Here is a 19,641-nt window from a genome sequence, read left to right as displayed (position 1 = left end):
TGATTAACCGCAGCTAATGAACAATCACTAGCTATGAACAGTAACGACCTAGTGTCACTCGGTCATTACCACCGTAATCTTTTTCTGTAACGACGTCTAAATAACCCAGTTGTTGCATTATCTCACGTACCGCCAAGCCTTGGTCATAGCCGTGTTCAAATGCCAACCAGCCTTCGTTTTCTAAAAAGTGTCGTGCATTTTCAGAAATGTATCGAATATCCGCGAGCCCTTTCTCTTCAGCAACGAGCGCTGTGATCGGTTCAAAACGTACATCACCTTGAGACAAGTGAGGATCATTCTTCTCGATATATGGCGGGTTAGAGACAATCAACGAGAACTTTACCGCTTCTTCTTCAGAGTTAGCTAGGTTCAAAGGCTCAAACCAACTGCCGTGTAAAAAGGTGGCGTTGGTGATATTCAATCGCTGAGCGTTTTCTGTCGCAAGTTGTTGCGCTTCCGGACGAAGATCAATACCCGTCACTTGTCGATTCGGCATTTCAGACGCCAATGCTAATGCAATAGCCCCTGTGCCCGTGCCTAAATCGAGAATCGCACCTTGCTTGCCATACGTTTTATCTAACGCCACTTCAACCAAACGTTCCGTATCCGGACGCGGGATTAATGTAGAAGGAGAGACTTTTAACGGCAGTGACCAAAACTCACGTTCACCAACAATGTAAGCCACAGGCTCACCGGTTAAGCGACGTTTTAGAAGAGCATTGAATTCGGACTCTTGCTCTGAAGTGAGATGCTTCTCTGGCCAAGTCAGTAGGTAAGATCTAGGTTTGTCTAAGGCATGACAAAGCAGTACCGCAGCATCAATCGAGGGTGACGTATTATCACCCTCTTGAAGCTGTACGATTGCTGCTTTTAAAGCACTTTCAACCGTATATTCTGACGGCATACGGGTTAGTTATGCTCTGCAAGTGCAGCAAGCTGATCGGCTTGGTGCTCTTGAAGTACAGGATCAAGCAAGCTTTGCATGTCACCTTCAAGCACTTCGTTAAGACGGTAGATCGTCAGGTTGATGCGGTGATCCGAAACACGACCTTGTGGGTAGTTATAAGTACGAATACGGTCACTACGGTCACCAGAACCTAGTAGGTTACGACGTGTGTCAGAAACAGCTGCCGCGCGGCGCTCTTCTTCTGCTTGAACAATACGAGCAGCAAGAACAGCCATAGCTTTCGCTTTGTTTTTATGCTGAGAACGCTCGTCTTGACACTCTACTACTGTACCCGTTGGTAAGTGAGTAATACGGATTGCAGAATCCGTAGTGTTAACGTGCTGACCACCCGCGCCTGATGCACGGAAAGTATCGATCTTAAGATCGCCAGCTTTGATCTCTGGCAGATCCGCTTCTGGAATCTCAGGCATAACCGCAACAGTACATGCTGATGTATGAACACGGCCTTGAGATTCAGTTTCAGGTACACGTTGTACACGGTGACCGCCAGACTCAAACTTCATTGTGCCGTAAACAGCGTCGCCACTAACTTTAGCGATCATCTCTTTGTAGCCACCTTGTTCAGAAGCATTACTGCTCATGATTTCAACGCGCCAGCCTTTCTTCTCTGCAAACTTAGAGTACATACGGAATAAGTTGCCTGCGAAGATACCCGCTTCATCACCACCCGCGCCTGCACGGATTTCAAGGAAACAGTTACGCTCATCGTTTGGATCTTTTGGAATCAGAAGAATCTGTAGCTCATCAGTCAGACGTTCAATGTTCGCTTTCGCATCTTTGATTTCTTCTTGAGCCATTTCACGCATTTCTGCGTCGTCTTCATTTGCCATCTCTTCAGCAGCTTCTAAATCTTCTTGAGCTTGCTGGTATGATTTAAAGCACCCCGTCACCTCTTCTAATTGAGAATACTCTTTTGACAAGGCACGGAATTTGTCTTGATTCCCAAGTACATCGGGATCACCAAGTAGATGTTGAACTTCTTCATAGCGTTCAACAAGTGTTTCAAGCTTTATTAGAATCGAGGCTTTCATAATGTCTTATCTTAATAGGGGTCGAATATTATTGAGGGTTTTCTAAGCCCAAACTCTGTCTAATGACCGTTAATTTTGCAGGTTCTCCTTGCTCTGCTGCACTTTGGAGTGCACGCGTTGGAGCATGGATCAATTTGTTTGTGAGCTTGTTACTTAGCTCAAGTAAAACTTTTTCAGGGTCACCGCCAGCGGCCAGTGATTGCAAACTCTTACTTAATAATTCTTCTCGGATTTCATTGGCCGATTTGCGATAGTCACGAATACTGTCTACCGCTTGCAGTGAACGCATCCAACTCATGAACGCGGCACTTTCTTCACTAACGATGGCTTCCGCTTGGATCGCTTCCACTTTACGCTGTTCAATGTTGCCATCAACTATCGACTGCAGATCATCAACGGAATATAGGTAAGCATCATTCAGATCGCCGACCTGAGATTCCACATCACGAGGAACCGCAATATCAACCAGCAGCATAGGTTGATGTTTTCTTGTCTTAAGTGCGGTTTCGACCATGCCCTTACCAATAATAGGCAGCGGGCTTGCGGTTGAGCTGATCACGATATCCGCTCTGTGCAAGTGGTCAGGGATTTCATTGAGGCTGATCACTTCAGCACCAAACTCTTCAGCTAGCCCTAAAGCACGCTCACGAGTTCGGTTGGCCACTATCATCTTGGTGCAACCATTCGCTGAAAGGTGTTTTGCCACCAATTCAATCGTTTCACCCGCACCAACCAATAACACCGTTGAATCGGCAATCGACTCAAAAATGTGTTTGGCTAACGTACAAGCTGCGTAAGCAACTGAAACCGCACTGCCACCAATTTCAGTTTCAGTTCGAACACGCTTAGCGACAGAAAATGATTTCTGGAACAGTTTTTCCATTGAAGCATCAACAGATTTGTTCTCTCGCGAATCGGTGTAAGCTTGTTTTACCTGACCAAGAATTTGCGGTTCGCCCAAAACCAAAGAGTCCAAACCACAAGCTACACGCATTAAATGTTTAATCGCGGCCTGCTCTTCATGGATATAGATACTCGGTTTTAATTCTTCAGGGCTAACTTGATGAAATACAGACAGCCAATCGATCAACTTGTTTTTTGCCACGCCTTTGACGTCACAATACACTTCAGTTCGATTACAGGTAGAAAGTATGACACTTCCATTTACGTGTGCATTTGCGTTAAGTTGCTTAAGTGCCTCAGATAATTTATCTGGACCAAAAGCGACTTTTTCTCGCAATTCAACCGACGCTGTATTGTGATTGATACCTACGGCAAGCAAAGACATGTATCAGAAGTTCTCGATCAGGGAATGGAAACAAGGGGCGAATTTTACTTGATGCATGGCTCTATTTAAAGAGCAAGCGGGATTTGTTTTCCTGAGTTCGTGAATTCAATGCTATAGTTGAAGCGTTTTTTAGATAAATTTGAACAAGTTGTGAGCAAATATGAGCAAGCTTCGTAAAATCACGTCTCTTATTTTTTTGACCATAATTATGGTGGGTTGCTCGTCTATCCCAGAACAACCGACCAGCGTTGAGTGGCAAAGTCACCAAAACCGGCTTTTACAGATAGAAAACTATCAAGCCTCAGGCAAGCTCGCTTATATTTCTCCAGAGCAACGCCAAAGCCTAAACTTCATTTGGAAGCACTCCCTAAATCAGAGTCAACTAAGGCTTACGACTTTTCTCGGTCAAACCGCACTGAACCTAACCATCGAACCATCGGGTGCAAAAGTCGTGACCTATGATGACCAAGTATTTACTCATGCGAGTGCTTCAGTCTTGGTAGAACAACTTACTGGATTGCAGATCCCCATCGATCACTTACCACAATGGTTCCTTGGCATTCCTGACCAAGCAGACAGCTACCAATTGAACACCACCAACACGCTTGAATCTCTGTCCAAACAAGTCAGCGGTCAATTATGGACACTCAATTTTGATAATTACCGAAATGTAGAGATGCCAAGTACACTATTATCTGGTGAAGACAACAAGAACTCTGGTGAAGACAGCACGAACGTAGAGACAATTCCCCTCCCTACCCGATTGTCATTCAAGCAAGACGAGAACAAAATCAACATTGTAGTTTCGAAGTGGACACTGAAAAAATGATAACAACGCCAACGCACTGGCCTTCGCCAGCTAAGCTGAATTTATTTCTCTATATCACTGGCCGACGCGACAATGGCTATCACGAACTTCAGACCCTATTTCAGTTTGTCGACTTTGGTGATGAACTTACGGTTACCGCAAACCGAAAAACAAGCTCGATAACAATCACACCTGAGATTCCAGGCGTTGCGACAGAAGATAACTTGATCTGGAAAGCTGCAACTGCCCTTCAACAATATACATCGACGACTTTCGGTGCGGATATTGAGTTAAAGAAAGTGCTTCCAATGGGAGGCGGTATTGGTGGAGGCTCTTCAAATGCCGCAACCGTGTTAGTCGCTCTCAACCATTTATGGCAACTCAACCTGTCAGATGATCAACTCGCCGAGATCGGTTTGAAGCTTGGCGCTGACGTTCCTGTCTTCGTTCGAGGGTACGCCGCCTTTGCTGAAGGGATTGGAGAAAAGCTACAGCCAGCTAATCCGGATGAAAAATGGTATCTCGTTGTTAAACCTCAAGTGAGCATAGCAACTGTAGACATATTCACGCATTCAGAATTAACTCGAAATACGCCAAAGCGAGCGCTAGCAACGCTTCTAGAGCAAGAATACGTAAACGATTGCGAAAAAATTGTGCGAATGCTGTACCCAGAGGTTGATAAGCAACTTTCATGGCTGCTACAATACGCGCCGTCGAGATTGACTGGCACAGGTTCGTGCGTTTTTGCTGAATTTAGCAGCAAAAAAGAAGCCGAATTGGTGCTAGAGCAACTGCCTGACACAGTTTCCGCGTTTGTCGCGAAAGGACGAAACATTTCTCCTTTGAAAGAAACTTTGGCTGAATACCAATCAGCCCACCCACAATCTATTTAAAACTGGACGCAACCCGAGGTTTCCACCGTGCCTGATATGAAGCTATTTGCTGGTAACGCAACACCTGAACTAGCCCAACGTATTGCTGATCGTCTATATATCTCTCTTGGCGATGCTACTGTAGACCGTTTTTCTGATGGCGAAGTCGCTGTTCAAATCAATGAAAACGTTCGTGGTAGCGATGTATTCCTGATTCAATCAACTTGTGCACCAACCAATGACAACCTTATGGAATTGGTGGTAATGATTGACGCAATGCGCCGTGCTTCTGCTGGCCGTATTACTGCTGTAATCCCTTACTTCGGTTATGCCCGTCAAGATCGTCGTGTACGTTCTGCTCGTGTGCCTATTACTGCAAAAGTTGTTGCAGATTTCCTTTCTAACGTTGGCGTTGACCGCGTTCTTACTATCGACCTACACGCAGAGCAAATCCAAGGCTTCTTCGATGTACCTGTTGATAACATCTTCGGCACTCCAGTTCTTCTAGAAGACATGGCTAACCGTGGTCTAGAAAACCCAGTAGTGGTTTCTCCAGACCTTGGTGGTGTTGTACGTGCTCGTGCTACAGCTAAAGCGCTAGGTGATGTTGACATCGCTATCGTTGATAAGCGTCGTCCACGTGCTAACGTTTCTGAAGTAATGAACCTAATCGGTGATGTTGAAGGTCGTGACTGTGTTATCGTTGATGACATGATCGACACTGGTGGCACACTGTGTAAAGCAGCTGAAGCGCTTAAAGAGCGCGGTGCTAAGCGTGTATTCGCTTACGCAACTCACGCTGTATTCTCTGGTACTGCTGCAGAAAACATCCGCAATTCAGTTCTAGACCAAGTTATTGTTACTGATTCAATCAAGCTTTCTCCAGAGATGGCTGCGACAGGTAAAGTAACTGAACTAAGCCTTTCTCGCATGCTTGCTGAAGCGATTCGTCGTATCAGCAACGAAGAGTCTATCTCTGCGATGTTCAACTAATCAAAGCTCTATAGCTTTGCTTTAGCAGAACAATCTGAAAAAGATATTAAGCACTTCATTCGATGAAGTGCTTTTTTTATATCTAATACCAATCACAGTAAGTAAGTGTTCAGAAATAGCGCAGGAAAAAAGCTTGAGAACAAGGCGTGATTTTTTGATAAGTAGTTATTCTACAACCAAAAATTATAACGCAGTTATCGAGCATTTTAACCAGCTAGGGTGACCAGTTATTTACTACGATTGGTATAACGACCACAAAGTGAATTTGAGCACAGTTCGAATCATTGAGTTGCTATCAGCTAGCTCGCACCTTTTTCATAAACTGTGATATCATACGGCGCTTTTTGAAATCCCAAGAGAGATCCATACCTTGAGCCAACAAATAAAACTTCTCGTTGGACTGGCTAATCCAGGTCCAGAATACGCCAAAACTCGCCACAATGCGGGTGCTTGGGTAGTTGAAGAATTAGCACGTGTACATAACGTGACACTGAAGAACGAACCAAAGTTCTTTGGCCTAACGGGTCGTATCATGGTTCATGGTGAAGATCTTCGTTTGCTGATCCCAACGACTTTTATGAACTTGTCAGGCAAAGCAGTTGCTGCCTTAGCAAAGTTCTACCAAATTAAACCAGAAGAGATCATGGTCGCTCACGATGAGTTAGATCTTCCACCTGGTATTGGAAAGTTTAAAAAAGGTGGTGGTCATGGAGGACATAATGGTCTGAAAGACATCATCAGCAAACAGGGTAACAATAAAGAATTCTATCGTCTTAGATTAGGCATTGGCCATCCAGGACACAAAGATAAAGTTGCAGGTTATGTATTAGGCAAAGCTCCTGCGAAAGAGCAAGAGTGTATCGAGGCTGTCGTTGACGAATCGGTTCGTAGCCTAGACATCTTATTGAAAGATGGCCTACCAAAAGCACAAAATCGCTTACATACGTTCAAAGCAGAATAAGGTTTATATCATGGGTTTTAAATGTGGCATCGTTGGTCTACCAAACGTTGGTAAGTCAACTCTGTTTAACGCACTGACTAAAGCAGGCATCGAAGCAGCAAACTTTCCATTTTGTACGATCGAACCAAACACAGGTATCGTTCCGGTTCCAGATCTACGCTTAGATGCATTAGCAAAAATTGTTAATCCACAGAAGATCCTTCCGACGACAATGGAATTCGTAGATATCGCAGGCCTAGTTGCTGGCGCATCTAAAGGTGAAGGTCTAGGTAACAAATTCCTAGCTAACATCCGCGAAACTGATGCTATCGGTCACGTTGTACGCTGCTTTGAAAACGAAAACATCGTTCACGTTTCAGGCAAAGTATCACCTATCGAAGATATTGAAGTGATCAACCTTGAGCTTGCTCTTGCTGATCTAGATAGCTGTGAACGTGCAATCTTCCGCAATGCTAAAAAAGCAAAAGGCGGAGATAAAGACGCTAAATTCGAAACTACGGTTCTTGAAAAGCTACTACCAATCCTAACTGAAGGTGGTATGGCTCGTACTGTTGAACTTGCTAAAGAAGAAGTAGCGGCGATCGACTACCTTAACTTCCTAACGCTTAAGCCAACAATGTACATCGCAAACGTTGCTGAAGATGGTTTTGAAAACAACCCTTACCTAGACGCAGTTCGTGAGTACGCAGAAAAAGAGAACAACGTTGTTGTTGCTGTTTGTGCTGCAATCGAATCTGAGCTTTCTGAACTTGACGATGAAGATCGTGAAGAGTTCCTTGCAGACATGGGTATCGAAGAACCAGGCCTTAACCGAGTGATCCGCTCTGGTTACGAACTACTGACTCTTCAGACTTACTTCACTGCTGGTGTTAAAGAAGTTCGCGCTTGGACGATCCCTGTAGGTGCGACTGCGCCACAAGCTGCAGGCAAGATCCACACCGACTTCGAAAAAGGATTCATCCGTGCAGAAGTGGTTGGTTACGAACATTTCATCGAATTTGGCGGTGAAAGCGGAGCAAAAGATGCAGGTAAATGGCGTCTTGAAGGCAAAGAATACATCGTTAAAGACGGTGATGTAGTTCACTTCCGTTTCAACGTTTAATTACCGATAAACATCTAATAAAAGGCCAGTGAATTCACTGGCCTTTTTGTTTTCTCGATTCAAAAACAGCCCCGCATCCGAAACTTAACTTCCTATATATATCGCCTTTTAGCGCTATTTTTTGTCGACAAATACACCTCTTTGCCTAAAAAGAAACCGAACAGATGTTTATTCGTGATTTATTCAAAAAAAAAGTTGACGGGTTTCGCTCAACTCCGCATAATGCGCCCCGTTCACGACGAAGCAGCAACGTTTCGAAATGAGCAACAATTTGGAAATGGCTACTTAGCTCAGTTGGTTAGAGCACATCACTCATAATGATGGGGTCGCAGGTTCGAATCCCGCAGTAGCCACCATTTCCTAAGCACTCTGTTTGTTGTTAAACATATGTTTCTTTACAGCAAAGAGTTTTTAGGAAAGTAAAGCGGTCGTGGCGGAATTGGTAGACGCACCAGATTTAGGTTCTGGCGCCGAGAGGTGTGAGAGTTCAAGTCTCTCCGACCGCACCATATTGAGATATCTTAATTGATATCATTGTTGGGCTATCGCCAAGCGGTAAGGCACTGGCTTTTGATGCCAGCATTCCCTGGTTCGAATCCAGGTAGCCCAGCCACAATTTAAAGTGTAATTATCTTTAAAAAGATAATGGCATTGAAAGCGAGATTATATTATATTACTCCGCTCTCAGATGGCTACTTAGCTCAGTTGGTTAGAGCACATCACTCATAATGATGGGGTCGCAGGTTCGAATCCCGCAGTAGCCACCATTCTTTCTTTACGAAAGAAAAAGTACAAACAACGTTATATTGAATCACCAATGTCGATATAACTATACTCTTCGCTAGGCTCTTTACTTAGTTGAGAGGAAAGCTTTGCTGCGGTCGTGGCGGAATTGGTAGACGCACCAGATTTAGGTTCTGGCGCCGAGAGGTGTGAGAGTTCAAGTCTCTCCGACCGCACCATTATTTAGATGTCTTAATTGATATCCTGTTGGGCTATCGCCAAGCGGTAAGGCACTGGCTTTTGATGCCAGCATTCCCTGGTTCGAATCCAGGTAGCCCAGCCACTATTAAAACTCTTTGTTTTTAGTTGGCTTGTTTTTAAGCTAAATAGCAAACGAAGTGCACAACGTTATATTGAATCACCAATGTCGATATAACTATAAAGATTTGCTGCGGTCGTGGCGGAATTGGTAGACGCACCAGATTTAGGTTCTGGCGCCGAGAGGTGTGAGAGTTCAAGTCTCTCCGACCGCACCATTATTTAGATGTCTTAATTGATATCCTGTTGGGCTATCGCCAAGCGGTAAGGCACTGGCTTTTGATGCCAGCATTCCCTGGTTCGAATCCAGGTAGCCCAGCCATTACAACGTTACTTAGACAAACCATAAGTCTTCTTAACTATATACTCTTCGCTAGGCTCTTTGCTTAGTTGAGAGGAAAGCTTTGCTGCGGTCGTGGCGGAATTGGTAGACGCACCAGATTTAGGTTCTGGCGCCGAGAGGTGTGAGAGTTCAAGTCTCTCCGACCGCACCATTATTTAGATATCTTAATTGATATCCTGTTGGGCTATCGCCAAGCGGTAAGGCACTGGCTTTTGATGCCAGCATTCCCTGGTTCGAATCCAGGTAGCCCAGCCACTATTAAAACTCTTTGTTTTTAGTTGGCTTGTTTTTAAGCTAAATAGCAAACCAAGAGCACAACGTTATATTGAATCACCAATGTCGATATAACTATAAAGATTTGCTGCGGTCGTGGCGGAATTGGTAGACGCACCAGATTTAGGTTCTGGCGCCGAGAGGTGTGAGAGTTCAAGTCTCTCCGACCGCACCATTATTTCTCTTTAATTAGAGATAAAATAGTGAATACATAAAATTCATTATTGGCTACTTAGCTCAGTTGGTTAGAGCACATCACTCATAATGATGGGGTCGCAGGTTCGAATCCCGCAGTAGCCACCATTCTTTCTTTATGAAAGAAGAACAAACAACGTTACTTAGACAAACCATAAGTCTTCTTAACTATACTCTTCGCTAGAGTAAAAGCTTTGCTGCGGTCGTGGCGGAATTGGTAGACGCACCAGATTTAGGTTCTGGCGCCGAGAGGTGTGAGAGTTCAAGTCTCTCCGACCGCACCATTATTTAGATATCTTAATTGATATCCTGTTGGGCTATCGCCAAGCGGTAAGGCACTGGCTTTTGATGCCAGCATTCCCTGGTTCGAATCCAGGTAGCCCAGCCACTATTAAAACTCTTTGTTTTTAGTTGGCTTGTTTTTAAGCTAAATAGCAAACCAAGAGCACAACGTTATATTGAATCACCAATGTCGATATAACTATAAAGATTTGCTGCGGTCGTGGCGGAATTGGTAGACGCACCAGATTTAGGTTCTGGCGCCGAGAGGTGTGAGAGTTCAAGTCTCTCCGACCGCACCATTATTTCTCTTTAATTAGAGATAAAATAGTGAATACATAAAATTCATTATTGGCTACTTAGCTCAGTTGGTTAGAGCACATCACTCATAATGATGGGGTCGCAGGTTCGAATCCCGCAGTAGCCACCATTCTTTCTTTATGAAAGAAGAACAAACAACGTTACTTAGACAAACCATAAGTCTTCTTAACTATACTCTTCGCTAGAGTAAAAGCTTTGCTGCGGTCGTGGCGGAATTGGTAGACGCACCAGATTTAGGTTCTGGCGCCGAGAGGTGTGAGAGTTCAAGTCTCTCCGACCGCACCATTATTTAGATATCTTAATTGATATCCTGTTGGGCTATCGCCAAGCGGTAAGGCACTGGCTTTTGATGCCAGCATTCCCTGGTTCGAATCCAGGTAGCCCAGCCACTATTAAAACTCTTTGTTTTTAGTTGGCTTGTTTTTAAGCTAAATAGCAAACCAAGAGCACAACGTTATATTGAATCACCAATGTCGATATAACTATAAAGATTTGCTGCGGTCGTGGCGGAATTGGTAGACGCACCAGATTTAGGTTCTGGCGCCGAGAGGTGTGAGAGTTCAAGTCTCTCCGACCGCACCATCATTGAATAGAACCCAGCTTTTTAGCTGGGTTTTGTTTTATCTGGAATATGTAAATCTGCAAGCCAAGTCACCAAGAATTCTCTTCTATAGCCTCGCTTTTAATACGATTTATAAGACAATGTCAGCTCCATTTTCTGATTGAGTATGACTAGCCTATGAAAACCCTCCCCTTAACGATCGGTTGCTACACGGATACGTCAAGTAAAAACCAAGGTGTTTATCAAACTCAGTTAGACCTAGAAACTGGAAAACTATTATCTCTAGAGCTGATTGCAAAATGTACTAATCCCTCTTTTGTCACTGTGACAAAAACTGGGATCTATACTGCATCTGAAGTTGACCAGAAAAAACAACCCCGGCTTACTCATATACCCAATGTTGATTCACAGCTAGCATCTAATGCAAGCCTCGTCTCGGGAGATCACCCCTGTCACGTCGCGATAGATCCCAACAATAAATTTGCTATCACATCGCAATACTCATCAGGCACATTCGATATATTTAGTTTAAATATCAATGGCACCATCGATAAACGACTCAAAACAATCAAGATGGTTGGCTCAGGGCCAAACAAAGAGAGACAAACTAGCCCACACGCTCATCAAAGCCTGTTCTTACAACACGCGCCACAATTTGTAACCGTAGATCTTGGAGCCGATCGCATCAACTTCTATTGCTTTGACGAAGAGCAAGAAGAGTTCCTTGATGAACCAATGCAGTCTATTAAAGTGCCAGCCGGCAATGGACCTCGCCATTTAATCTTTAACGAAATTGAAGACAGAGCCTATGTAGTCTGTGAGCTCTCTGAAACAATATTGATTTTGAAAAAGTCTTTAGGTATTTGGAATATAGTGGGTGAGGTTGATGCCTTACCTAATATGGAGAAGGGAGAAGCCGCCGCTGCAATTAAGCTATCGCCTGATGAGCAATTCCTTTATGTGTCTTGCCGACATCAATCAAGAATCAGTTGTTTTCGAATCGATTCAGTCACTCAAAAGCTCATTTTTATGGATAGTTACGATGTTGAAGGTAAGTTCCCTCGCGACTTTCATATCACTAATGACGGCCAATGGCTTATCGCCGCCAACCAGCACTCCAACAACCTCGTGTCATTCAAACGCAGTATTGAGGATGGCTCCCTCACCTATACGGGATACTCTTTAGCCATTGATGCGCCTGTTTGTGTCACTCAGCAACAATAAGCATTACAACAAAAACAAAAAGCAAAAAAGGAGAGCACCTGCTCTCCTTCTCTATATAAATAACCTGATCTAGCCGTTTTAAAGGCCCAAGGCGTATTTCAATACTTGAGCTTTAATCGGCCCTGAGTTTTCTGCTAACTTTAGTGCAGCATTGCGGACAAACTTTAACGGGCCAATGTCATTACTGAAGGTTTTATAGAAGAAGTCCATGCCACTCTGCATCATTAAGTTGTCGCCTCTTCTCATCACTTCATAGCGTCTTGCTACAGCTTGATTCAATTCGCCTTTTTCTTTGGTGACATCCAATAGTACTGAAACATCTTTAAAGCCCAAGTTAACGCCTTGCCCTGCTAAAGGATTGATCGTGTGCGCTGAATCCCCGACTAAGATGCAATTATTCTTTGAGTATGATTGAGCATGACGTCGAGTCAAAGGGAATGAGCCTGAGTTCAAGACTTTGATATCACCTAGCTCTTTAGGAAAGTTTGCGAGTACTTCATTACGCAGCTTTTCAGAGCTCATCGCAGAAAGTTGCTTTATACGTGATGGTGAGTCATACCAAACCAACGATCCCTGCCCGACTTCTTGACCGTCGGAGGGTAGAGAACACAATGGCAAAAATGAACGAGGACCACTTGGTAGGAATTGCTGCCAAGTAATATCTTGTTGAGGCTGTTCTGTTTCTACGTTGATAAGCATACAGTGCTGTCGATAATCCCAAGCTGTAATGCCAATTCCAGCTTGCTGACGAACGGCTGAGTTCGCGCCATCAGCACCAATCACCCACTTCGCTGATAACTCAGCTCCTGATTGAAGCTTAACGATATTAGTTTCACCAAACTCAATCTCATCCAGCTTTTCTGGACATAACAAGTCGAGATTGTCGTAGGCATCAAATTGAGACCATAAACCTAACTGGATCAGTCTGTTCTCGACAATATAACCTAAACGAGGTAAATCAAGAGAAGCTGCATCAAACCGAGTACGACACTCAGGGTGCTCCCAAGTTTCCAAACGCTTGTATGAACAGACGCGCATTGCAGCGATGCAGTGCCATGCACCCAGCTCTTCAAGCAAATCAACTGAAGCCTGAGAAATTGCAGATACACGGATATCCATCGCTTGTGCGTCATCGTAAGCTATTGGTGCAAAGCCTTCGATCACCGCAACACTCAGACCTTGCTTTGCAAAGCCGATTGCTGTCGCAGCACCAACCATGCCACCACCCACTACTACAATGTCGTAACTGTTCATATTTTGTACTTATCATTTTGATTCTTTGACTGTTTTTGATTGTACGTTTTCACAACTAACTTGTAACCAAAAACCTTATTCGAAAAAAGGGTTACCCCTTGCTGTGCCTAGTGTTAACGATAATTAAAGCCACCACCGAAGAGATTTTATCAGACTACTAGTCAGTCGGTTTTGAAACCAGTACAATACGCCGCTTGCCGCCAGAGCCAGTCATAAAATTGAATACCTAATTATGACAAACAATACTGGCGGATGAATAATGGGCGATTTGCTCCCTTAAATTAAACTAACGATCGAGCGAACATATAATGAGTAAGAAACTGCTAATTAAAACTTGGGGCTGTCAGATGAATGAATACGATTCATCAAAAATGGCCGACCTGCTTAACGCTGCAAATGGCTATGAGCTAACTGAAGTACCTGAGGAAGCAGACGTACTACTATTGAATACTTGTTCTATCCGCGAAAAAGCGCAAGAAAAAGTATTCCACCAGCTTGGTCGTTGGAAAACGCTTAAAGATAAAAAAGAAGGTGTGGTGATCGGTGTGGGTGGCTGTGTAGCAACTCAAGAAGGTGATCACATTCGTCAACGTGCACCGTACGTAGACGTTATCTTTGGCCCACAAACATTACACCGTCTGCCTGAGATGATTAAGTCATCACTGTCTAACGAAAAGCCTGTAATGGATATCTCATTCCCTGAGATCGAAAAGTTCGATAACCTGCCTGAGCCAAAAGCAGACGGCGCAACAGCCTACGTTTCTATCATGGAAGGTTGTTCTAAGTACTGTACTTACTGTGTTGTGCCATATACTCGTGGTGAAGAAGTTAGCCGTCCAATGGATGATGTACTCTACGAAGTTGCACAACTAGCAGAACAAGGTGTACGTGAAGTAAACCTACTTGGCCAAAACGTAAACGCATTCCGTGGTCCAACTCACGAAGGTGACATCTGCACATTTGCAGAACTACTTCGCCTAGTTGCGTCTATTGATGGTATCGACCGTATTCGTTTCACAACAAGCCACCCGCTTGAGTTCGGCGACGACATTATTGAAGTTTACAAAGACACACCTGAACTAGTGAGCTTCCTTCACTTACCAGTACAAAGTGGTAGTGACCGCATTCTAACAATGATGAAGCGTCCACATACGGCAATTGAATACAAATCTATCATTCGTAAACTGCGTAAAGCTCGTCCTGATATTCAAATCAGCTCTGACTTTATTGTTGGTTTCCCTGGTGAGTCTAAGCAAGACTTCCAAGATACGATGAAGCTGATCAAAGAAGTTGATTTCGATATGAGCTTCAGCTTTGTTTTCTCTCCACGTCCAGGTACGCCAGCGGCAGATTACCCATGTGATGTACCAGCACAAGAGAAAAAAGATCGTCTGTACGAACTGCAACAAACAGTAAACACACAAGCTATGCGTTTCTCTCGTCTAATGCTAGGCACAGAGCAGCGTATTCTTGTTGAAGGTCCATCAAGAAAGAATCTCATGGAACTGCGTGGCCGTACTGAAAACAGCCGTGTTGTGAACTTCGAAGGTTCTGCAGACCTAATCGGTCAGTTTGTAGATGTGAAGATCACTGAGGTTTACACTAACTCACTACGTGGTGAACTGGTTCGTACAGAAAAAGACATGGGTCTACGCGTTGTAATGACTCCAGCAGAAATGATGGAAAAAACAAAACGTGAAGACGAGCTAGGTGTAGCGACATTTACGCCATAGGCAATACAACTGTTTGAGCACAAAGCGCAAACACAAAGCTTGAAATTACCTAACTAAGTGACCATCTTAGAAATAGGGATATCACCATCAAAAGCCCGGTCTAAATCGGGCTTTTTGCTCTTTTTTATATTTAAGAGTGAGTGGCACAAAATGAGAGGCTAATTTGAGCAATAAAATTGTTACCTTAGAGATAAATCTAGAGCCAGCAGACAACAAGCGCTTGGCAAGTTTATGCGGACCATTTGACGACAACATTAAGCATCTTGAGCGTCGTCTGGGCGTTGAGATTAATTACCGTAGCAACTTTTTTACGATTGTCGGTAAGCCTCATACTACAGCCGCCGCTTTAGGCATCATCAAACACCTCTATGTTGATACGGCTCCAGTTAAAGACAACATAATCGATATCGAACCAGAGCAAGTGCATCTGGCGATCACTGAGTCTGGTATTTTGGAGCAACACGTCGAGGCTGAAATCGACTACGGCAAAGAAGTGACCATTAAGACTAAAAAAGGCGTTATCAAACCTCGCACGCCAAACCAAGCACAATATCTAATGAACATGGTCACTCATGACATCACTTTTGGTATTGGACCTGCTGGTACTGGTAAAACGTACTTAGCTGTTGCGGCTGCGGTTGACGCACTTGAACGTCAAGAAGTTCGTCGAATCCTACTGACTCGTCCTGCTGTTGAAGCTGGTGAGAAGCTTGGTTTCCTACCGGGTGATTTAAGCCAAAAAGTAGACCCATATTTGCGTCCGCTTTACGATGCACTGTTTGAAATGCTTGGCTTTGAGCGAGTTGAGAAGCTGATTGAACGTAACGTGATTGAAGTTGCACCTCTGGCTTACATGCGTGGTCGTACACTGAATGATGCGTTTATCATTCTTGATGAGAGCCAAAACACCACGGTAGAACAGATGAAGATGTTCTTAACCCGTATCGGCTTTAACTCACGCGCTGTGATCACAGGTGATATTACGCAAATCGATTTACCTCGTGGAGCTAAGTCAGGTCTACGTCATGCAACTGAAGTACTCAGTGACGTTGATGACATTAGCTTTAACTTCTTCATGTCTGAAGACGTCGTTCGTCACCCTGTGGTTGCCCGTATCGTCAATGCATACGAGAAGTGGGAAGCGAAAGACCAGAAAGAACGCAAAGAGTTTGAAAAGCGCAAACGAGAAGAAAGAGAAGCCAAGCTTCTTGAGGCTCAGCAAGCTGTTACGACACAATTAGCAACACAAGATAGTTCTGTCATTGCAGATCAAGGTGATAAATAGATGTCTATTGAACTAGACCTGCAATTAGCAGTCGAAAGTGAGCAAGGTCTTCCAACTGAGCAAGATATTCAGCTTTGGTTGGATAAGACAATTCCTCAGTTTCAAGAGAATGCCGAGCTCACCGTTCGTATTGTTGATACAGAAGAGAGCCACCAGCTCAATCATGACTATCGTGGAAAAGATAAGCCAACTAACGTGCTGTCTTTTCCATTTGAAGCGCCACCAGGAATGGAATTAGATCTACTGGGTGACCTTATTATCTGCCGCCAAGTTGTCGAAAAAGAAGCAGAAGAGCAAAGTAAGCCTCTGCTAGCACACTGGGCTCATATGGTTGTACATGGCAGTCTGCATCTGCTAGGTTATGATCATATCGAAGATGATGAAGCTGAAGAGATGGAGTCACTCGAAACAGAAATCATGCAAACTATGGGGTTTGAAGACCCGTATATTCTAGAAAAGTAAATCGATTCTAGTAAAGTAGGTTGCAGAGAAACAATGACTCATCGAACCTGTAATTTTCGCAGGAATCTGAGTTGTAACGTGTGCTATCACACTTCTGATAGCGTTATTTTTTGAGAAATCATGAACGAAGGTAACCCCCCCACTTCTGAGGGAAGTAAAAAATCTGAAGGTCCGAGTAGAAAGTCCTTCTTTGAACGCCTAGGCCAACTATTTCAAGGTGAAGTAAAAGATCGCCAAGAGCTCGTAGATGTAATCCGCGACTCAGAAATTAATGACCTAATTGACCACGACACGCGCGACATGCTCGAGGGTGTTATGGAAATTTCAGAGATGCGAGTACGCGATATCATGCTGCCTCGCTCTCAAATGGTTACAGTTGAACGCACCGATGATTTAGATACATTGATTGCGCTTATTACTGATGCTCAACACTCTCGCTACCCAGTGATCAGTGAAGATAAAGACCATGTTGAAGGCATTCTATTAGCGAAGGACCTACTTAAGTATTTGGGTTCAGAAAGTGCCCCATTTGATATCGAACAAGTGATTCGCCCTGTCGTGGTTGTTCCTGAAAGTAAGCGAGTTGATCGCCTGCTTAAGGAGTTCCAAGAAGAGCGTTACCACATGTCTATCGTTGTCGATGAGTTTGGCGGAGTTTCTGGCCTGGTAACCATTGAAGATATCCTCGAAGAAATCGTTGGTGAAATTGAAGACGAGTTCGACGATGAAGAAGAGCTAGATATTCGTAAGCTGAGTAAGCATACCTTCTCTGTAAAAGCTTTAACCACTATTGAAGAGTTCAACGATACGTTTAACACTGCCTTTAGTGACGATGAAGTGGATACGGTAGGCGGCATGGTTATGACAGCGCTCGGTCACCTGCCAGTTCGTGGCGAAATTGTAGAGATTGAAAACTACCATTTCAAAATAACATCCGCAGATAACCGCCGAGTGATTCAGCTACAGGTAACCATTCCTGACGAACAGCCTCTTCCGACTATCGAAGAATAACAACTTCTCTCTAAAGAGATGACAGAAATTAGATGACTAAGACCTTTATTCATCGCCTATTACGGCCGCTTGCGGCCGTTTTTGTTGGCGCTATAACCACCCTTTCATTCGCTCCATACTCTATATGGCCTCTTGCTATTCTCAGCCCAGCGTTGTTGCTGTTACTGATCCACAACCGCCCTCCTAAAAGTGCGCTTTGGATTGGCTACGCATGGGGTTTAGGTCAATTCACGACAGGTATCAGCTGGGTATACGTCAGCATTGATGGTTTTGGCGGTATGCCACTGGCAGCCAACCTATTTTTGATGGCATTGCTCGTTGGCTACCTAGCGGTTTATTCAGGCCTATTTACCTGGAGTTTGAACAAGTTCTTCCCTGCCAATAACCTAAGCCGATTTTTCCTCGCAGCTCCTGCATTATGGTTAATCAGTGATTGGCTACGTGGCTGGGTAATGACGGGCTTCCCGTGGCTTTGGTTAGGCTATAGCCAAATCGATTCGCCATTAGGTTCATTCGCACCGATTGGCGGCGTGGAGCTAGTAACTTTAGCGATCATTGTTTCAGCCTCTGCATTCGCTTACGCGATTGTTAACAGGGCATGGAGTGTCGCTATTATTCCTGCTGTCGTATTTTGCGCTGGCTTTGGTATTCGCAACATCGATTGGGTCACGCCGAACCCTGAAAAAACTACGTCAGTCGTCTTAATACAAGGCAACGTCGATCAAGACAGCAAATGGCTGCCGAGTCATCGCTGGCCAACCATGATGAAGTACACCGACCTAAGCAGAGAAAACTGGGACGCCGATATCATCATCTGGCCTGAAGCGGCTATTCCAGCATTCGAAGTTGAGATTCCATCTTTCCTACGCAACATAGATAGCGCAGCGAAGATGAACAACAGCTCGATCATTACAGGTGTGCTGAATCAGTCTGAAGATAAGAAATACTACAACAGTGTTCTTTCTCTCGGTGTTAATCCATATGGTGAGTACAGCTACGATCCAGACGAACGCTACCATAAACACCACCTGTTACCGTTTGGTGAGTTTGTTCCGTTTGAAGATATCTTGCGCCCATTAGCACCTTTCTTTAACTTGCCAATGTCATCATTTAGCCGTGGCGACTTTGTTCAACCAAACATCGTGGCAAATGGTCGCCATCTAGCGCCTGCGTTGTGTTACGAGATCATCTTTAATGATCAAGTTAGGCAGAACGTAACAGATGAAACTGACTTTATCCTCACGCTCTCTAACGATGCGTGGTTTGGTCGTTCTATTGGCCCGTTGCAACACATGGAAATCGCACAGATGCGTGCTCTGGAGCTTGGTAAGCCAGTTATTCGCTCTACCAACAATGGTGTGACTGCAGTTACCGATTACAAAGGCAACATCATCAAACAAGTGCCTCAGTTTGAAACAGCAGTATTAAAAGCTGAACTCATTTCAACGGATGGTCAAACGCCTTATCACACAGTAGGTACTTGGCCACTGTATATTTGGGCGATGCTCAGCTTAGTGATGGGTTGGGTAATAAGAAAGCCCAAAAGCTAGATTCGAAATTCGAAATTCGAAGAAAAGTGATTAGAGGGTTGACTGATTGGGTCAACCCTTTTTTATTGCTGTGGTTTACGTTGACA

15 protein-coding genes and 19 tRNA genes are annotated in these 19,641 nt (G+C 44.2%); 30 read left to right on the top strand and 4 right to left on the bottom strand.

Going from position 1 to position 19,641, the window contains the following annotated elements; all coding sequences use genetic code 11:
• Nucleotides 1-31: 31 nt before the first annotated feature.
• From prmC to hemA, 3 genes are read right to left on the bottom strand one after another with little or no spacing between them, the layout of a single operon-like run.
• Nucleotides 32-904, bottom strand: a complete 873-nt coding sequence (gene prmC, locus OCV44_RS03875) for a peptide chain release factor N(5)-glutamine methyltransferase (RefSeq protein ID WP_139684629.1) — start codon at nt 902-904, stop codon at nt 32-34.
• Between the two features lie 5 nt (nt 905-909).
• Nucleotides 910-1,998 (bottom strand): peptide chain release factor 1, encoded by a 1,089-nt coding sequence (gene prfA, locus OCV44_RS03870; RefSeq protein ID WP_086048900.1) that lies wholly within the window; start codon nt 1,996-1,998, stop codon nt 910-912.
• 28 nt (nt 1,999-2,026) lie between these two features.
• A complete protein-coding gene (gene hemA, locus OCV44_RS03865) occupies nt 2,027-3,286 on the bottom strand; it encodes a glutamyl-tRNA reductase (RefSeq protein ID WP_139684628.1) in 1,260 nt (419 codons plus the stop codon).
• 160 nt (nt 3,287-3,446) lie between these two features.
• Here hemA and lolB point away from each other — a divergent pair, with 160 nt between their 5' ends.
• From lolB to OCV44_RS03740, 25 genes are all read left to right on the top strand, one after another.
• Nucleotides 3,447-4,115 carry a lipoprotein insertase outer membrane protein LolB gene (lolB, locus tag OCV44_RS03860; RefSeq protein ID WP_139684627.1) on the top strand — a complete coding sequence of 223 codons (669 nt, stop codon included), beginning with the start codon at nt 3,447-3,449 and terminating at the stop codon, nt 4,113-4,115.
• Nucleotides 4,112-4,987, top strand: a complete 876-nt coding sequence (ispE, locus tag OCV44_RS03855) for a 4-(cytidine 5'-diphospho)-2-C-methyl-D-erythritol kinase (RefSeq protein WP_170213715.1) — start codon at nt 4,112-4,114, stop codon at nt 4,985-4,987. Before lolB ends, ispE begins: the two co-directional genes overlap by 4 nt.
• 27 nt (nt 4,988-5,014) lie before the next feature.
• Nucleotides 5,015-5,959, top strand: coding sequence for a ribose-phosphate pyrophosphokinase (locus OCV44_RS03850; RefSeq protein WP_012603389.1), 945 nt, complete (start codon nt 5,015-5,017; stop codon nt 5,957-5,959).
• 370 nt (nt 5,960-6,329) lie between these two features.
• On the top strand, nt 6,330-6,920 hold the full coding sequence (gene pth, locus OCV44_RS03845) for an aminoacyl-tRNA hydrolase (RefSeq protein ID WP_010439162.1): 591 nt from the start codon (nt 6,330-6,332) through the stop codon (nt 6,918-6,920).
• Nucleotides 6,921-6,930: 10 nt separating this feature from the next.
• Nucleotides 6,931-8,022, top strand: a complete 1,092-nt coding sequence (gene ychF, locus OCV44_RS03840; RefSeq protein ID WP_029223110.1) for a redox-regulated ATPase YchF — start codon at nt 6,931-6,933, stop codon at nt 8,020-8,022.
• Nucleotides 8,023-8,301: 279 nt separating this feature from the next.
• Nucleotides 8,302-8,378, top strand: a tRNA-Met gene (locus tag OCV44_RS03835).
• Between the two features lie 68 nt (nt 8,379-8,446).
• A tRNA-Leu gene (locus OCV44_RS03830) sits at nt 8,447-8,531 on the top strand.
• Nucleotides 8,532-8,560: 29 nt separating this feature from the next.
• Nucleotides 8,561-8,635, top strand: a tRNA-Gln gene (locus tag OCV44_RS03825).
• A gap of 77 nt (nt 8,636-8,712) precedes the next feature.
• Nucleotides 8,713-8,789 (top strand) — tRNA-Met (locus OCV44_RS03820).
• A 110-nt stretch (nt 8,790-8,899) separates the two neighbouring features.
• Nucleotides 8,900-8,984, top strand: a tRNA-Leu gene (locus OCV44_RS03815).
• Nucleotides 8,985-9,013: 29 nt separating this feature from the next.
• A tRNA-Gln gene (locus tag OCV44_RS03810) sits at nt 9,014-9,088 on the top strand.
• A 108-nt stretch (nt 9,089-9,196) separates the two neighbouring features.
• Nucleotides 9,197-9,281: transfer RNA gene (locus OCV44_RS03805), tRNA-Leu, on the top strand.
• Nucleotides 9,282-9,310: 29 nt separating this feature from the next.
• Nucleotides 9,311-9,385 (top strand) — tRNA-Gln (locus OCV44_RS03800).
• Between the two features lie 87 nt (nt 9,386-9,472).
• Nucleotides 9,473-9,557: transfer RNA gene (locus OCV44_RS03795), tRNA-Leu, on the top strand.
• Nucleotides 9,558-9,586: 29 nt separating this feature from the next.
• A tRNA-Gln gene (locus OCV44_RS03790) sits at nt 9,587-9,661 on the top strand.
• Nucleotides 9,662-9,769: 108 nt separating this feature from the next.
• Nucleotides 9,770-9,854: transfer RNA gene (locus tag OCV44_RS03785), tRNA-Leu, on the top strand.
• A 51-nt stretch (nt 9,855-9,905) separates the two neighbouring features.
• Nucleotides 9,906-9,982, top strand: a tRNA-Met gene (locus OCV44_RS03780).
• Nucleotides 9,983-10,073: 91 nt separating this feature from the next.
• Nucleotides 10,074-10,158, top strand: a tRNA-Leu gene (locus tag OCV44_RS03775).
• A 29-nt stretch (nt 10,159-10,187) separates the two neighbouring features.
• Nucleotides 10,188-10,262: transfer RNA gene (locus OCV44_RS03770), tRNA-Gln, on the top strand.
• Between the two features lie 108 nt (nt 10,263-10,370).
• Nucleotides 10,371-10,455 (top strand) — tRNA-Leu (locus OCV44_RS03765).
• Between the two features lie 51 nt (nt 10,456-10,506).
• Nucleotides 10,507-10,583: transfer RNA gene (locus tag OCV44_RS03760), tRNA-Met, on the top strand.
• Nucleotides 10,584-10,674: 91 nt separating this feature from the next.
• Nucleotides 10,675-10,759, top strand: a tRNA-Leu gene (locus tag OCV44_RS03755).
• Nucleotides 10,760-10,788: 29 nt separating this feature from the next.
• Nucleotides 10,789-10,863, top strand: a tRNA-Gln gene (locus tag OCV44_RS03750).
• A gap of 108 nt (nt 10,864-10,971) precedes the next feature.
• Nucleotides 10,972-11,056: transfer RNA gene (locus OCV44_RS03745), tRNA-Leu, on the top strand.
• 157 nt (nt 11,057-11,213) lie between these two features.
• Entirely contained in the window at nt 11,214-12,260 is a 1,047-nt protein-coding gene (locus OCV44_RS03740; RefSeq protein ID WP_139684625.1) for a lactonase family protein, read from the top strand.
• A 78-nt stretch (nt 12,261-12,338) separates the two neighbouring features.
• Here the strand turns inward: OCV44_RS03740 and OCV44_RS03735 are convergent, their stop codons facing one another.
• Complete coding sequence (locus tag OCV44_RS03735) at nt 12,339-13,514, bottom strand: 2-octaprenyl-3-methyl-6-methoxy-1,4-benzoquinol hydroxylase (protein WP_139684624.1); 1,176 nt, start codon at nt 13,512-13,514, stop codon at nt 12,339-12,341.
• Between the two features lie 308 nt (nt 13,515-13,822).
• On the opposite strand from OCV44_RS03735, the gene miaB reads away from it, so the two are divergent.
• The 5 genes from miaB to lnt all read left to right on the top strand — a co-directional run bounded on the left by miaB (nt 13,823) and on the right by lnt (nt 19,555).
• A complete protein-coding gene (gene miaB, locus OCV44_RS03730; protein ID WP_139684623.1) occupies nt 13,823-15,247 on the top strand; it encodes a tRNA (N6-isopentenyl adenosine(37)-C2)-methylthiotransferase MiaB in 1,425 nt (474 codons plus the stop codon).
• Between the two features lie 163 nt (nt 15,248-15,410).
• On the top strand, nt 15,411-16,532 hold the full coding sequence (locus OCV44_RS03725) for a PhoH family protein (protein WP_139684622.1): 1,122 nt from the start codon (nt 15,411-15,413) through the stop codon (nt 16,530-16,532).
• A complete protein-coding gene (ybeY, locus tag OCV44_RS03720) occupies nt 16,533-16,994 on the top strand; it encodes an rRNA maturation RNase YbeY (protein ID WP_139684621.1) in 462 nt (153 codons plus the stop codon).
• A gap of 120 nt (nt 16,995-17,114) precedes the next feature.
• On the top strand, nt 17,115-18,005 hold the full coding sequence (corC, locus tag OCV44_RS03715) for a CNNM family magnesium/cobalt transport protein CorC (RefSeq protein ID WP_012603382.1): 891 nt from the start codon (nt 17,115-17,117) through the stop codon (nt 18,003-18,005).
• A 32-nt stretch (nt 18,006-18,037) separates the two neighbouring features.
• Nucleotides 18,038-19,555 carry an apolipoprotein N-acyltransferase gene (lnt, locus tag OCV44_RS03710; RefSeq protein WP_139684620.1) on the top strand — a complete coding sequence of 506 codons (1,518 nt, stop codon included), beginning with the start codon at nt 18,038-18,040 and terminating at the stop codon, nt 19,553-19,555.
• The last annotated feature ends 86 nt before the right edge of the window (nt 19,556-19,641 follow it).

The organism is Vibrio tasmaniensis (genome assembly GCF_024347635.1).
In the GTDB taxonomy this organism is placed as follows: domain Bacteria; phylum Pseudomonadota; class Gammaproteobacteria; order Enterobacterales; family Vibrionaceae; genus Vibrio; species Vibrio tasmaniensis.
The sequence above is the reverse complement of the archived record's forward strand: the minus strand, read 5'-3'. Positions and strand labels throughout refer to the sequence as shown.

Bases quoted from the DNA above. Each gene is read 5' to 3' on its own strand.
- prmC (WP_139684629.1), bottom strand. From the start codon at position 904: ATGCCGTCAGAATATACGGTTGAAAGTGCTTTAAAAGCAGCAATCGTA.
- prfA (WP_086048900.1), bottom strand. From the start codon at position 1,998: ATGAAAGCCTCGATTCTAATAAAGCTTGAAACACTTGTTGAACGCTAT.
- hemA (WP_139684628.1), bottom strand. From the start codon at position 3,286: ATGTCTTTGCTTGCCGTAGGTATCAATCACAATACAGCGTCGGTTGAA.
- lolB (WP_139684627.1), top strand. From the start codon at position 3,447: ATGAGCAAGCTTCGTAAAATCACGTCTCTTATTTTTTTGACCATAATT.
- ispE (WP_170213715.1), top strand. From the start codon at position 4,112: ATGATAACAACGCCAACGCACTGGCCTTCGCCAGCTAAGCTGAATTTA.
- ychF (WP_029223110.1), top strand. From the start codon at position 6,931: ATGGGTTTTAAATGTGGCATCGTTGGTCTACCAAACGTTGGTAAGTCA.
- OCV44_RS03740 (WP_139684625.1), top strand. From the start codon at position 11,214: ATGAAAACCCTCCCCTTAACGATCGGTTGCTACACGGATACGTCAAGT.
- OCV44_RS03735 (WP_139684624.1), bottom strand. From the start codon at position 13,514: ATGAACAGTTACGACATTGTAGTAGTGGGTGGTGGCATGGTTGGTGCT.
- miaB (WP_139684623.1), top strand. From the start codon at position 13,823: ATGAGTAAGAAACTGCTAATTAAAACTTGGGGCTGTCAGATGAATGAA.
- ybeY (WP_139684621.1), top strand. From the start codon at position 16,533: ATGTCTATTGAACTAGACCTGCAATTAGCAGTCGAAAGTGAGCAAGGT.
- corC (WP_012603382.1), top strand. From the start codon at position 17,115: ATGAACGAAGGTAACCCCCCCACTTCTGAGGGAAGTAAAAAATCTGAA.
- lnt (WP_139684620.1), top strand. From the start codon at position 18,038: ATGACTAAGACCTTTATTCATCGCCTATTACGGCCGCTTGCGGCCGTT.